The organism is Serratia sp. M24T3 (genome assembly GCF_000257645.1).
GTDB lineage: Bacteria > Pseudomonadota > Gammaproteobacteria > Enterobacterales > Enterobacteriaceae > Rouxiella.
The window spans coordinates 182,437-195,721 of the sequence record NZ_AJHJ01000001.1 but is presented as its reverse complement, the minus strand read 5'-3'; the positions used below and the strand labels follow the sequence as shown (position 1 = coordinate 195,721).

Genomic DNA, 13,285 nt, shown 5'->3' with positions numbered 1-13,285 from the left:
GGGCTTGCTTGACCATCCAAATAGTTTACTTGGTGATCTTTTTGTATTTAATGCGACGTGGCTCCAGCGCTTCTGCACCCAGAGTACGTTTTTTGTATTCTTCGTATTCGGTAAAGTTACCTTCGAAGAATTCAACTTTGCCTTCATCCTGATAATCAAGGATGTGGGTGGCGATACGGTCGAGGAACCAGCGGTCATGGGAAATAACCATCGCGCAGCCAGGGAACTCCAGCAGGGCGTTTTCCAGCGCGCGCAGGGTTTCAATGTCCAAGTCGTTGGTTGGCTCATCAAGCAGCAACATGTTGCCGCCAACCTGTAACAGTTTGGCCAGATGCAGACGACCGCGCTCACCCCCAGACAGCTCGCCAACGCGTTTACCTTGATCAACGCCCTTGAAGTTAAAACGACCGACATAGGCACGGCTTGGCATTTCAGTCGTGCCGATACGCATGATGTCCTGACCGCCAGACACTTCTTCCCACACGGTTTTGCTGTTATCCATTGAGTCACGGAACTGATCAACAGACGCCAGTACCACGGTTTCACCCAGTTCGATGTTACCGCCGTTAGGCTGTTCCTGGCCTGACATCATGCGGAACAGAGTCGATTTACCCGCGCCGTTCGGACCAATGATGCCGACAATCGCCCCTTTCGGCACGGAGAAGGACAGATCGTCAATCAGAACACGGTCACCGTAGGACTTGCTTAGATTGGTAACTTCAACCACTTTATCGCCCAGGCGTGGACCCGGTGGAATAAACAGTTCGTTGGTTTCGTTACGTTTCTGGTATTCAGTGTTGTTCAACTCTTCAAAGCGAGACAGACGGGCCTTGCCTTTGGACTGTTGGCCTTTGGCACCCTTGCGCACCCACTCCAGCTCTTTTTCGATCGACTTGCGACGAGCCGCTTCGGAAGAGGCTTCCTGCGCCAGACGTTCGTCTTTCTGCTCAAGCCAGGAAGAGTAGTTGCCTTCCCATGGAATACCTTCACCACGGTCAAGCTCGAGGATCCAGCCGGCAACGTTATCGAGGAAGTAGCGGTCATGGGTAATCGCTACAACAGTACCTTCGAAGTCGTGCAGGAAGCGTTCCAGCCACGCCACGGATTCAGCATCCAGGTGGTTGGTCGGTTCGTCGAGCAGCAGCATTTCCGGCTTCTCGAGCAGCAGGCGGCACAGCGCAACGCGGCGACGTTCACCACCGGACAGGTTGGCAATTTTTGCATCCCAGTCCGGCAGACGCAGCGCATCGGCGGCACGCTCGAGCTGAGTGTTCAGATTATGACCATCGTGCGCCTGAATGACTTCTTCCAGCTTGCCCTGTTCGGCGGCCAGTTTATCGAAATCAGCGTCAGGATCGGCATAAAGTGCATAAACCTCATCCAGGCGCTTGAGCGCACCCACGACTTCAGCCACGGCTTCTTCAACTGACTCACGAACGGTGTGTTCCAGATTAAGCTGAGGTTCCTGCGGCAAGTAGCCAATTCTCAGACCCGGCTGTGGGCGTGCTTCCCCTTCGATATCGGTATCGAGGCCGGCCATGATGCGCAGCAGGGTAGATTTACCTGAACCATTCAGACCGAGAACGCCGATTTTAGCGCCCGGAAAGAAGCTCAGGGAGATGTTCTTTAGAATATGACGCTTTGGCGGAACGACTTTGCCAAGGCGATGCATGCTGTATACGTATTGAGCCACGTTGTTTTGAGCCTCTTGCTTGCAGGCCGGTTGCTGTGAACAGGTCAGGTTGACACTGAGCGCACTCCGGCAGATTAATTTCAGCCTCGCCTGACCGCGGCAAGACTGATAGATGTTCCGACTGCGAAGTTTAGCCTGTTTCAGCCTAACTCTCACCCCCCAACACTAAATAGATCTGCGTGATAAAAAATTCAAATCCGACGCTATTTCTTCAAACTGTGTAAAGTTTGTGGGCTTAGGCGCGCATTCCTTCATTTCTGCTGATGAATAGATTAGCGTATGCACTATCAAGATCAGCACAGTCGATAAGCAACACAATCAGCGAGGATAAGGTAAGTATGGTCAAGGCGGACAAGTGGCGATTACTGACAGTGGGACTGTTGTTAGCGACAGCTACGAGCGCGGCTCACGCCGATTCACTCGATGCGCAGCGTCAGCGGTATATGCAGATCAAACAGGCATGGGATGCCAATCAGCTAGACGTTGTCGGCCAGCTGATGCCGACCCTGACCGATTATCCTTTATATCCTTATCTCGAATATCGTCAACTGACACAGAATATAGCGCTGGATACGCCGCAGCAGATCACGGCCTTTGTGCAGGCCAATCCGACGCTGCCACCTGCGCGCTCTCTGCCTGCCCGCTTCGTCAATGAACTGGCCAACCGTCAGGACTGGCAGGGACTATTGGCCTTTAGTCCGCAGGCACCCAAACCGGTTGCCGCTCGCTGTAACTACTATTTTGCCAAATGGTCTACCGGCCAGCAGCAGGTTGCGTTAGATGCCGCCAAAGATATCTGGCTGACGGGCACTTCTCTGCCTGCGGCCTGCGATAAGCTGTTTACCGTCTGGCAGCAGGCCGGAAACCAGACCGCGCTCACCACTTTGCAGCGCATTGGCCTGGCGATGAAAGCCGGTAACAGCAATCTGGTGAATTTCCTGGCCAAACAGTTGCCGCCGGATTACCAGACCATGAGTGACGCCTTGCTCAAGCTGCAAAACGACCCGACTACCGTTGAAAGTTTTGCCCGCACCGTGGGGCCGACTGATTTTACTCGCAACGCGGTGAGCATCGCCTTTGCCCGCGTGGCGCGCGACAACGTGGAAGATGCGCGCTCGATGCTACCGATTCTTGCGCGATTGCAGAAAATGGATGACAGCGATCGTCTGGAAATGGAAGAAACTATTGCCTGGCGCTACATGGGAAGTGATGCAACGCCCGAGCAGGCTGCGTGGCGCGACAATGTGATCCTGCGTAGCAACTCGACTTCGCTGGTAGAGCGTCGTATTCGCATGGCGTTGGCCGCCGGAGACCAGCAGGGCCTGGCTCGCTGGATGGCGCGATTGCCTTCTGAAGCAATGCAAGAGGATGAATGGCAGTACTGGCAAGCCTCTTTGCTGATTGATCAAGGCAAACGCACCGCCGGCCAAAACATGCTGCGCACGCTGATGCAAGGTCGTGGGTTCTATCCGATGGCGGCGGCACAGAAGCTTGGCGTGCCCTATCCGATGGTGATTTTAGTTGCCGCCAAGCCGGACAGCAGTCTTGATAAATCACCTGAAATCGCCCGCGTTCGCGAGCTGATGTATTGGAACATGGATAACCTGGCACGCACCGAGTGGACCTATCTGGTGCAGAGCCGCAGCAAGCCGCAACAGGAAGCGCTGGCCCGCTATGCCTATGAAAAGGGCTGGCCGGAGCTGAGCGTGCAGGCGACTATCGCAGGTAAGCTGTGGGATTATTTGCAGGAGCGCTTCCCACTGGCCTGGTCACCGGAGTTCCGTCAGGCGACGGCAAATAAAGGGATTACTCAAAGCTACGCGATGGCGATTGCCCGTCAGGAAAGTGCCTGGAACCCGATGGCCCGTTCGCCGGTCGGTGCATCAGGTTTGATGCAGTTAATGCCTGCTACAGCGGAACACACGGTGCAAATGAACGCCATTCCGGGCTATAGCAACAGCAGTCAACTGCTCGATCCGCAGACCAATATTACGATTGGTACCGGCTATCTGGAATACGTTTATCAAATGTTCGGGCGTAACCGTATTTTGTCGAGCGCGGCTTATAATGCGGGCCCTTCAAGAGTGAATACCTGGCTGGGCATTACGCAGGGGCAGGTTGATGCGGTGGCGTTTATCGAAAGTATTCCATTCTCCGAAACTCGCCGGTATGTTAAAAATGTGTTAGCATATGATGCATTCTATCGTTACTTTTTACATCAGCCAGCCAAAATCTTAACAGATGCGGAGTGGCAGAGGCGTTACTGATTTTTACGCCATTATGATATGCTGCTGTACTAGTTTAATAGTATGGCAGCGTATTCATGGCACAAGACTCTGTAAACGACCCGGCTCTTTCCCAACAAGGCAATGAGGACTGGCAATGTTTTATGACATTGCTACAGCAATCTTTTGCTGAAAATTTGCACTTTCCTTTGCTTCAGCTGTTCCTAACGCCCGACGAGCGCACGGCGCTTGGGACGCGATTAAGAATTATTGAAGAGTTGATGAAGGGTGAGATGAGTCAGCGAGAGCTGAAGAATCAGTTGGGGGCGGGGATTGCGACTATCACACGCGGTTCAAATGGGCTTAAGTCTGCACCGCCGGAGCTGAAAGCCTGGATGACAGCGAAGCTTTTAAATGCTGCGGACGACGAGCAAAGTGCCTAGTCGCCCGCGCGGAGCCATCAGTGCGTCTGTGAGCGGGTCTGATAAATCGCGTTATGAAAGGGCGCCAGGGCCAATACCAGCGCCTGATGATAAACGCTGGTTCGCGTCAGTTTACCCGCAGTGAAGATGCCAATCGCACCGCCTTTGCGTTTAACTTCGGCAATTCCAGAAAGTTTTTCCATTTCGTCGCCCAATTCACTCCCCTGATTTATCTCCTGTAATATAATTTCAGGCAACATAAGGCTGGCAGAGCGCGATTCGCCGCGTTGGTGCATGTTTTCAATCACCATCCACGCAAAAGTCATGTTGTCTTCGATACCGGCTTCTATTCCAACCCAGAAGTCAGCTTCAGGGCGAATCTGGCGAGCGCTGATGACGCGATGTCTTGCGCCAGTGCGGGTTTCGATACTGCCGATTGGCTGCTCGGGAACGCCGCTATCGACGTCAATGCCTTCAATATGGAAGGTATCGGCACCGAAGATGTCCTCAAAAGCCATGGCAATTGCGTTAATTTTTGCTGGGTTAGTCGTAGCAGCGATAACGTGATACATAGATTTTATTGTCCTTAGCTTATTTCACGCAGTATAACGGAAAAAACTCATGTTACAGGTATATCTCGTCCGTCATGGCGAAACTGAATGGAATGCCGCACGTAGAATCCAGGGACAGTCAGACAGTCCATTGACAGAAAAAGGCGTCTTCCAGGCCAGGCAGGTTGCTGAAAGGGTGCGCAATGAGGGTATCACACATGTGATATCCAGCGATCTGGGTCGCACAAAACGCACGGCACAAATTATTGCAGATGCGTGTGGCTGCGAAATCATCACTGATCCACGTTTGCGTGAGCTGCATATGGGCGTGCTGGAAGAGCGTGAGCTGGACAAACTGTCTCAGAAGGAAGAGGCCTGGCGCAAACAGATGGTCGATGGCACCCCTGAAGGGCGCATTCCTTCAGGTGAAACGATGAGTGAACTGGCTGCGCGTATGCAGGAAGCGTTGAACAGCTGCCTGGATTTGCCAGCGGGCAGCAAGCCGCTGCTGGTAAGTCATGGTATCGCGCTGGGTTGCCTGATCAGTACCTTACTGGGGTTGCCTGCTCATGCCGAGCGCCGTTTACGTCTGCGTAACTGCTCTCTTTCGCGTGTCGATCACCAGCAAAGCGCGTGGTTGGCTAATGGATGGATTGTGGAAACTGCGGGGGATATTGCACACCTCGACCAACCTGCATTGGACGAACTACAGCGATAAGCGATAAACAATTTTTGTGGTTCGGGCGGGGAAGATTTAATGCTAAACAGGCGCAGGCAGGTTTGAATTCCTGTCGCGTCTGTTTAGTATTTAGCGACGAATTGGGATCAGATAATCGCAATCCAGCTCTTTCGGCGGTTCAGTACCCATGATTTTACGCGTTGGGTGGAAGCGCTCGATGTCCTGACCTTTACGGCGAGTCAGTTTCAACGTTGGCAGGCAGGTGGTGTAAAGCGTCAGAATAAACTCCTGCAAGCCTTCAGGTGTTCCTTTGAAACGGAACAGTGCAAATTCACCTTCAGTAAGCACGATTTCTTTGCCTTCTGGCATGTTTTCAGTCAGATAGCTTGGCTCAATGGCAGTGGTATAAAGCACTTCCTGCTCGTCGTCTTTGTCCTGGCTTGGCCTTGAATGATGCAGACCATAAAGCAGCGGCGGTAACTCAGCGGTTTCACCAATATACTGACGCCAGAAATGATCGCGCATTTCGTTTCTGTAAGTAGTAATTTGCTCCAGCGTGCAAGAATAGCTCTGAGTGACGCCAATCAGATGCTTTTCTGGCAGTGATAAAAATTCTGGCTGCGGCAAAATAAAAGCCCCAAGACGGATAGGCGGACAAATCCCGAAGGAGTGCCAATCTTCAGAGCGACGGTATAGCGCAGGCGTTTGTGCAAATTGCTTTTTAAATGCTCGGGTGAAAGTCTGCTGAGAGTCAAAACGGTATTGCAGTGCAATATCAAGAATTGGACGACTAGTCAGACGCAGTGCCACTGCAGCTTTTGAAAGCCTGCGAGCCCGAATGTAAGCACCAATAGCATTATTCGTGACATCCTTGAACATCCGCTGCAAGTGCCATTTCGAATAGCCTGCTTTTGCTGCAACGTTGTCGAGTGATAACGGCTGGTCCAGGTGTGTTTCTAACCAGCTGAGAAGATCACGAATGATTCCTGCTTGATCCATAGATCATCCTCGTTGAACTAATATAGGCGCGTAGTGTTGTTAACCCGTTTATGATAGCAATTTTTTAACAGTAAAACTCGCAGATATTTTTTAGCATACCGTGCGATTTTGAACAAAAAATGGCGTAAAGTTTCTCGATTTTGTGAGCTTGCGCAGGAAATTTGGATGGTACGATTGGCCAACTCATCAATAAAAGGATTTGGGGTAACTCAATGAAAAAATGTCTAATTTTTGTTCTCGGTGCACTGTCATTCGGTGCAACCGCCGTGCAGGCCGAGCAAATTGGCTCAGTCGATACTGTGTTCAAGCTGCTTGGTCCGGACCATAAGATTATTGTCGAAGCTTTCGATGATCCAGATGTTAAAAATGTAACCTGTTATATCAGCCGGGCTAAAACTGGCGGCATCAAGGGCGGTCTTGGACTTGCCGAGGATACTTCGGACGCGGCGATTTCCTGCCAGCAGATTGGGCCGGTCGAGGTGTCGGATGATATCAAGAAGAGTGGCGACAAGGGAACGGTAGTATTCAAACAGCGGACATCACTGATCTTCAAGAAACTTCAGGTGGTGCGTTTTTACGATCCGAAACGCAACGCGCTGGTTTACTTGAGTTATTCAGACAAAGTGGTAGACGGCTCGCCGAAGAATGCCATCAGCGCCGTGCCGATTATTCCATGGGGTAATCGTTAACTGAGAGTATTGCAGGTAAATAACCATAATATTTAAGGCCAGCTCTCGCTGGCCTTTTTACTAGTTACAGACCGGTTGGCAACCCGTTTGTTAACGATGCAATGATCTCATTGCTAAGCTAGTCCCCGAAGCCGAAAAGCCACGGGTAAGATTTTATTCTTCCAGGTCGCCGCAGAAGCGATAACCTTCACCGTGAATGGTGGCGATGATCTCTGGAGTATCCGGGGTAGCTTCGAAATGCTTACGAATACGACGGATGGTCACGTCAACGGTGCGGTCATGAGGCTTGAGCTCACGTCCGGTCATTTTCTTCAGCAGGTCACCACGGGTCTGAATCTTGCCCGGGTTTTCGCAGAAGTGCAGCATTGCACGAAATTCGCTGCGCGGCAGCTTGTACTGTTCACCCGCCGGGCTAACCAGTGAGCGGCTGTTGATATCCAGCTCCCAGCCGTTGAAACGATAGCTTTCTACCAGACGACGTTCTTCACCCACCGGGCTGAGATTCATGGTGCGAGACAGCAGGTTGCGCGCACGAATAGTCAGTTCATGTGGATTGAACGGCTTGGTCAGGTAATCGTCTGCGCCGTACTGCAGGCCGACAATCTTGTCGACTTCGTTGTCGCGTCCGGTCAGGAACATCAGCGCCACGTTGTTTTTCTCGCGCACTTCTTTTGCGAGCAACAGGCCATTTTTGCCTGGCAGGTTGATATCCATCAATACCAGGTTGATATCGTTCTCAGACATAATGTGATGCATCTCTGCACCGTCACTGGCTTCAAAAACCGTGTAACCTTCTGCCTGGAAAATACTTTTTAAAGTATTACGTGTTACTAATTCGTCTTCGACGATAAGAATTTGGGGGGTCTGCATTTTTGCTACCTAAGATTGCCAACAAATAGAAAATAGGAGTACAGAAGTCTTTGATATACAAATGAATTAGACAGTTTCTTGTTCGGTTTCACTCGTTACATGACTAAAGTACGTAAACGCGTTCTTGGTACACTTTCCATCAACGGCAACAACATCGCCAGCTCAGTTGGGTAACCACTTCCTGCAGTCCCGTTGGTACCTTGAGCGGCGCATATCCTAACCCTATTAACAGCAATATAACAGCGAGTACCGAAACTGCCACTCAACAAAACTACGCTTTGTTGACATATATCAATTTCAATTGTAGCACGGTAACAGAACGGTGAAAAATACTTAAAATCCGGCACCGCTGACTTACATTTTGCGGTTTATTAAAAATTTTTTGATAAATAAATAACGTTAAGTTTCAAAAAACTTAACAAATCATATTATTAAAGCTATGAGCATGATTTATAATCATAATTAATCAATGCCCTGAATGGTTATACTATTCAAACTCCATAAAGTAACCTGAACGCTTTCCCTCCAGGCATTACGACAACATATTCGAAGACTGTTAAACGGATGTGAATTATAATTGTGCTCATCTCGATTGTCTGTTGCCTTAAATAAAATGAAATGGCGACCTACTGATCTTCTTTAATCTGCATTCTTCAGAGGTAGCTCATGCAACTTCATATTATTCTCGTCTCTCCGGCACGGCCTGAAAATGTAGGTGCCGCGGCGCGAGCAATGAAAACCATGGGCTTTGCTTCATTACGCATCGTTGAAAGCCAGGCTCATTTACAGCCAGAGGCAGGATGGGTGGCTCACGGTTCAGGCGAAATCTTACAAAATGCCCAACACTTCAACAGCCTGCAAGAGGCATTGGCTGATATCGATTTTACTGTCGCAACCACTGCACGTAGCCGCGCTCGTTTTCATTATTACTGTACGCCGCAGGAACTTGAAGCCCAGCTTACCGAGCGGCAAAGCTGGGTTAACAATGTGGCGCTGGTGTTTGGTCGTGAAGATTCGGGCCTGACCAATGAAGAGCTTGAGCTGGCTGATCTGCTGACGGGTGTGCCGATGGTGGCTGATTATCCTTCATTGAATCTAGGACAGGCGGTGATGGTGTTTTGCTATCAGCTTTCTTCACTTAATCAGCTGGCGCAAAAACAGGCGGTGCAGGCCGAGCCGGGTCAGCTGGATGCGCTGCGTGCGCGAGTGTCGCGTTTACTGGTCAATCTTGATGCTCAGGATGACCAAAAACTGGGTGACTGGTTGCAGCAAAGATTGGGCGTTCTGGAACAGAGAGACGCCGCGATGTTGCACACTTTGCTGCACGATATCGAAAAAAAATTAGCCCACTGAGGTTGGCGGTATATTCTCGTTCACTGAGTGTTTTGTCTAACCTTTGTGCGAAATAATGGTTTTATTATCTAAAAACGTCCCGAAGTTGTGGTTTAATTCGCTGCTCGGTTGTTCATCGATTTTAGAGTAAAAAATCGAAAAAAATTGACTTGCTGGTCCTTATGCTTTAGCTAATAGGGCAGACAGAGTAAAAACTAACAAGATAAACACAAAAAACCAATGCGACACATCAGCCTGAACACAACAATTATTACCACCACCATTACCATCGGTACTGGGGCGGGCTGACGCGTACAGGAAAAACAGAAAAAAGCCCGCACCTAACCAGTGCGGGCTTTTTTTTTACGGCTACATTCCCTTGTGAAAATTGCTGATTATGAGAGTAGGAGAAACCAGAAATGCGAGTGTTGAAATTTGGCGGGACTTCAGTAGCAAATGCCGAACGCTTCCTGCGGGTTGCGGAAATCATGGAGAGCAATGCAAGTCAGGGACAGGTTGCAGCGGTATTGTCAGCCCCGGCTAAAATTACCAATCATCTGGTCGCGATGATCGAAAAAACCGTTGCCGGGCAGGATATCCTGCCGATCATGAGCGATGCAGAACGCATTTTTGCCGAGTTGATCAATGGATTGGCTGACGCGCTGCCAGAATTTGACCTGCCAGCCACCAAAATGTTTGTCGAGCAGGAATTTGGCCAGCTTAAGCAACTATTGCACGGTATCGGCTTGTTGGGGCAGTGCCCGGACAGCGTCAACGCCAGCATCATCTGCCGTGGCGAAAAGTTATCGATTGCTGTTATGGAAGCGGTGTTTAAAGCCAAAGGCTTCGGCGTAACCGTGATCAATCCGGTTGAAAAGCTGCTGGCCGTGGGTCATTACCTCGAGTCTACCGTTGATATCAATGAATCCACCGCGCGCATTGCCGCCAGCAATATTCCTGCAACCGACATCGTGCTGATGGCCGGTTTCACTGCAGGAAATGATAAAGGCGAGCTGGTGGTGCTGGGCCGTAACGGTTCAGACTATTCCGCCGCAGTGCTGGCAGCCTGTCTGCGCGCCGACTGTTGCGAGATCTGGACCGACGTTGACGGCGTATATACCTGCGACCCGCGTATTGTGCCGGATGCGCGTCTCCTGAAATCAATGTCTTATCAGGAAGCAATGGAGCTTTCGTACTTTGGTGCCAAAGTTCTGCATCCACGGACTATCACGCCTATCGCTCAATTCCAGATCCCGTGTTTGATCAAAAATACTTCCAACCCGCAGGCGCCAGGTACTTTAATCGGCAGCCACAGCGCGGGTAGCGAATTCGAAGATAAAAATACCCCGGTCCAAGGCATCACCAATCTCAATAACATGGCGATGATCAACGTGTCCGGTCCGGGGATGAAAGGCATGATCGGCATGGCAGCGCGCGTGTTTGCGGTGATGTCGCGCTCAGGGATTTCAGTCGTATTGATCACCCAGTCCTCTTCTGAGTACAGCATCAGCTTCTGCGTGCCGCAGGGCGAGCTGGTCCGCGCGCGCAAAGCGCTGGAAGATGAATTCTATCTGGAACTGAAAGACGGCCTGCTGGAGCCGCTGGATGTTACCGAAAAACTGGCGGTGATCTCGGTTGTCGGCGACGGTATGCGCACACTGCGCGGTATTTCGGCGAAGTTCTTCTCTGCCCTGGCGCGTGCCAACATCAATATCGTCGCTATTGCGCAGGGATCTTCCGAGCGTTCCATTTCCGTAGTGGTGAATAATGATGATGCCACCATGGGCGTGCGCGTAAGCCATCAGATGCTGTTTAACACCGATCAGGTCATCGAGGTGTTCCTGATTGGCGTCGGGGGCGTGGGCGGGGCTTTGATCGAGCAGATTCGACGTCAGCAGGCGTGGCTCAAGGCCAAGCACATTGATTTACGCGTTTGCGGTATCGCCAATTCCCGAGCAATGGTGACCAACGTACACGGCATTGCGCTGGAAAACTGGCGTGACGAGCTGGGCGCCGCGCAGGAGCCGTTCAATATTGGCCGCCTGATCCGCCTGGTGAAAGAGTATCATCTGCTGAATCCGGTCGTGGTTGACTGTACATCCAACGAAGCGATCGCTAATCAGTATGCCGATTTGCTGACTGACGGTTTCCACGTAGTAACGCCGAACAAACGTGCCAACACGGCATCGATGAATTACTACTATCAGCTGCGTAAAGCGGCCGCCAGTTCGCGCCGCAAGTTCCTGTATGACACCAACGTTGGTGCCGGTTTGCCGGTCATTGAAAATCTGCAAAATCTGCTCAATGCGGGCGATGAGCTGGTGCGTTTCACCGGGATCCTCTCTGGTTCGCTGTCACAAATCTTTGGTCAGCTGGACGAAGGCGTTTCGCTGTCCGAAGCCACGTTGGCCGCGCGGGCCAGCGGTTTTACCGAGCCTGACCCGCGTGACGATCTGTCGGGAATGGACGTCGCACGTAAGTTGCTGATCCTCGCCCGTGAAGCCGGTAACAAACTTGAGCTTTCAGACATTGAAGTCGAGTCGGTTCTGCCGGTATCCTTTGACGCCAGCGGTGACGTAAACAGCTTCCTGGCTCGCCTGCCAGAGATTGATGCTGAATTTAAACAGCGCGTAGCCGATGCCGCCGCTGAAGGCAAAGTATTGCGTTATGTCGGTGCGATCGACGAAGGCCAATGCAAGGTCAAAATCCTTGCTGTCGATGGTAACGATCCGCTGTATAAAGTTAAAAATGGCGAGAATGCGCTGGCTTTCTACAGCCGTTATTATCAACCGATTCCTCTAGTATTGCGCGGCTACGGTGCGGGTAACGATGTTACTGCGGCTGGCGTCTTCGCCGATCTTTTGCGAACGCTGTCATGGAAGTTAGGAGTTTAATATGGTTAAGGTATATGCCCCGGCATCAATTGGTAACGTTAGCGTCGGTTTTGATGTGCTGGGTGCGGCAGTTTCTCCGGTAGATGGCTCGTTGCTGGGTGACTGTGTGACCGTCGAAGCCGCCACGACTTTTAGTCTGACCAACGGTGGGCGCTTTGTTTCCAAGCTTCCAGACAAGATGGAAGACAACATTGTTTATCAGTGCTGGCAGCGTTACTGTCAGGAAATCGGCAAAGAAATTCCGGTGGCGATGACACTGGAAAAGAATATGCCAATTGGTTCAGGGCTGGGTTCCAGCGCCTGTTCTGTGGTCGCCGGTTTGATGGCGATGAACGAATTCAACAACAATCAGCTCGATGACACCAAAATGCTTGAGCTGATGGGCGAGCTGGAAGGGCGTATTTCTGGCAGCGTGCATTACGACAACGTGGCGCCGTGCTATCTGGGCGGTTTGCAGCTGATGCTCGAGGAGCTGGGCATTATCTCTCAGGACGTCCCTTGCTTTGATGACTGGCTGTGGGTGATGGCGTATCCGGGAATTAAAGTTTCTACCGCCGAGGCGCGCGCTATTTTGCCTGCGCAGTATCGCCGCCAGGACTGTATCAGTCACGGCCGCTATCTGGCGGGCTTTATTCACGCTTGCCATACGCAACAGCCTGCTTTAGCGGCTAAATTGATGAAAGATGTGATTGCCGAACCTTACCGCACTCGTTTGCTGCCGGGCTTTGCCGAGGCACGAGCCGCCGCTGAAGAAATTGGCGCGCTGGCCTGCGGAATTTCAGGATCGGGTCCGACGCTGTTTGCAATTTGCAACGACGGCGATACGGCAAAACGCATGGCTGAATGGCTGCAGAATCACTATCTGCAAAATGACGAAGGCTTTGTTCATATTTGTCGCCTGGATACCGCAGGCGCGAGACTATTGGGATAA

Annotated in this window: 12 protein-coding genes and 1 other annotated feature; of the genes, 8 read left to right on the top strand and 4 right to left on the bottom strand. The window is 51.2% G+C overall.

Annotation, left to right across the window (positions count from 1 at the left end):
* Positions 1-25: 25 nt before the first annotated feature.
* On the bottom strand, positions 26-1,693 hold the full coding sequence (ettA, locus tag SPM24T3_RS00745; RefSeq protein ID WP_009634763.1) for an energy-dependent translational throttle protein EttA: 1,668 nt from the start codon (positions 1,691-1,693) through the stop codon (positions 26-28).
* Positions 1,694-2,031: 338 nt separating this feature from the next.
* Between ettA and sltY the strand changes: the two genes are divergently transcribed.
* Both sltY and trpR read left to right on the top strand, forming a co-directional pair.
* Complete coding sequence (gene sltY, locus SPM24T3_RS00740; RefSeq protein WP_009634762.1) at positions 2,032-3,960, top strand: murein transglycosylase; 1,929 nt, start codon at positions 2,032-2,034, stop codon at positions 3,958-3,960.
* A gap of 56 nt (positions 3,961-4,016) precedes the next feature.
* On the top strand, positions 4,017-4,361 hold the full coding sequence (trpR, locus tag SPM24T3_RS00735; protein ID WP_009634761.1) for a trp operon repressor: 345 nt from the start codon (positions 4,017-4,019) through the stop codon (positions 4,359-4,361).
* Between the two features lie 17 nt (positions 4,362-4,378).
* Here trpR and yjjX read toward each other — a convergent pair whose 3' ends face one another.
* On the bottom strand, positions 4,379-4,912 hold the full coding sequence (gene yjjX, locus SPM24T3_RS00730) for an inosine/xanthosine triphosphatase (protein ID WP_009634760.1): 534 nt from the start codon (positions 4,910-4,912) through the stop codon (positions 4,379-4,381).
* A gap of 49 nt (positions 4,913-4,961) precedes the next feature.
* Between yjjX and gpmB the strand changes: the two genes are divergently transcribed.
* On the top strand, positions 4,962-5,609 hold the full coding sequence (gpmB, locus tag SPM24T3_RS00725) for a 2,3-diphosphoglycerate-dependent phosphoglycerate mutase GpmB (protein ID WP_009634759.1): 648 nt from the start codon (positions 4,962-4,964) through the stop codon (positions 5,607-5,609).
* Between the two features lie 90 nt (positions 5,610-5,699).
* Here gpmB and robA read toward each other — a convergent pair whose 3' ends face one another.
* On the bottom strand, positions 5,700-6,569 hold the full coding sequence (gene robA, locus SPM24T3_RS00720; RefSeq protein WP_009634758.1) for an MDR efflux pump AcrAB transcriptional activator RobA: 870 nt from the start codon (positions 6,567-6,569) through the stop codon (positions 5,700-5,702).
* Between the two features lie 212 nt (positions 6,570-6,781).
* Here robA and creA point away from each other — a divergent pair, with 212 nt between their 5' ends.
* Positions 6,782-7,258 carry a protein CreA gene (gene creA, locus SPM24T3_RS00715; protein WP_009634757.1) on the top strand — a complete coding sequence of 159 codons (477 nt, stop codon included), beginning with the start codon at positions 6,782-6,784 and terminating at the stop codon, positions 7,256-7,258.
* A 153-nt stretch (positions 7,259-7,411) separates the two neighbouring features.
* Here creA and arcA read toward each other — a convergent pair whose 3' ends face one another.
* Entirely contained in the window at positions 7,412-8,128 is a 717-nt protein-coding gene (gene arcA / locus SPM24T3_RS00710; protein ID WP_009634756.1) for a two-component system response regulator ArcA, read from the bottom strand.
* A gap of 666 nt (positions 8,129-8,794) precedes the next feature.
* Between arcA and SPM24T3_RS00705 the strand changes: the two genes are divergently transcribed.
* From SPM24T3_RS00705 to thrB, 4 genes are all read left to right on the top strand, one after another.
* Positions 8,795-9,481, top strand: coding sequence for a tRNA/rRNA methyltransferase (locus SPM24T3_RS00705; protein WP_009634755.1), 687 nt, complete (start codon positions 8,795-8,797; stop codon positions 9,479-9,481).
* 219 nt (positions 9,482-9,700) lie between these two features.
* The gene (gene thrL / locus SPM24T3_RS25345; RefSeq protein ID WP_071988398.1) at positions 9,701-9,769 is read left to right on the top strand and encodes a thr operon leader peptide; all 69 of its coding nucleotides are present in this window, start codon (positions 9,701-9,703) and stop codon (positions 9,767-9,769) included.
* Positions 9,708-9,825 (top strand) — a sequence feature (Thr leader region). (Overlaps the previous gene by 62 nt.)
* A 54-nt stretch (positions 9,826-9,879) precedes the next feature.
* The gene (gene thrA / locus SPM24T3_RS00700) at positions 9,880-12,354 is read left to right on the top strand and encodes a bifunctional aspartate kinase/homoserine dehydrogenase I (protein ID WP_009634754.1); all 2,475 of its coding nucleotides are present in this window, start codon (positions 9,880-9,882) and stop codon (positions 12,352-12,354) included.
* A gap of 1 nt (position 12,355) precedes the next feature.
* Entirely contained in the window at positions 12,356-13,285 is a 930-nt protein-coding gene (thrB, locus tag SPM24T3_RS00695; protein WP_009634752.1) for a homoserine kinase, read from the top strand.

Coding starts and splice junctions, on each gene's coding strand:
- sltY (WP_009634762.1), top strand. CDS start 2,032: ATGGTCAAGGCGGACAAGTGGCGATTACTGACAGTGGGACTGTTGTTA.
- trpR (WP_009634761.1), top strand. CDS start 4,017: ATGGCACAAGACTCTGTAAACGACCCGGCTCTTTCCCAACAAGGCAAT.
- yjjX (WP_009634760.1), bottom strand. CDS start 4,912: ATGTATCACGTTATCGCTGCTACGACTAACCCAGCAAAAATTAACGCA.
- gpmB (WP_009634759.1), top strand. CDS start 4,962: ATGTTACAGGTATATCTCGTCCGTCATGGCGAAACTGAATGGAATGCC.
- robA (WP_009634758.1), bottom strand. CDS start 6,569: ATGGATCAAGCAGGAATCATTCGTGATCTTCTCAGCTGGTTAGAAACA.
- creA (WP_009634757.1), top strand. CDS start 6,782: ATGAAAAAATGTCTAATTTTTGTTCTCGGTGCACTGTCATTCGGTGCA.
- arcA (WP_009634756.1), bottom strand. CDS start 8,128: ATGCAGACCCCCCAAATTCTTATCGTCGAAGACGAATTAGTAACACGT.
- SPM24T3_RS00705 (WP_009634755.1), top strand. CDS start 8,795: ATGCAACTTCATATTATTCTCGTCTCTCCGGCACGGCCTGAAAATGTA.
- thrA (WP_009634754.1), top strand. CDS start 9,880: ATGCGAGTGTTGAAATTTGGCGGGACTTCAGTAGCAAATGCCGAACGC.
- thrB (WP_009634752.1), top strand. CDS start 12,356: ATGGTTAAGGTATATGCCCCGGCATCAATTGGTAACGTTAGCGTCGGT.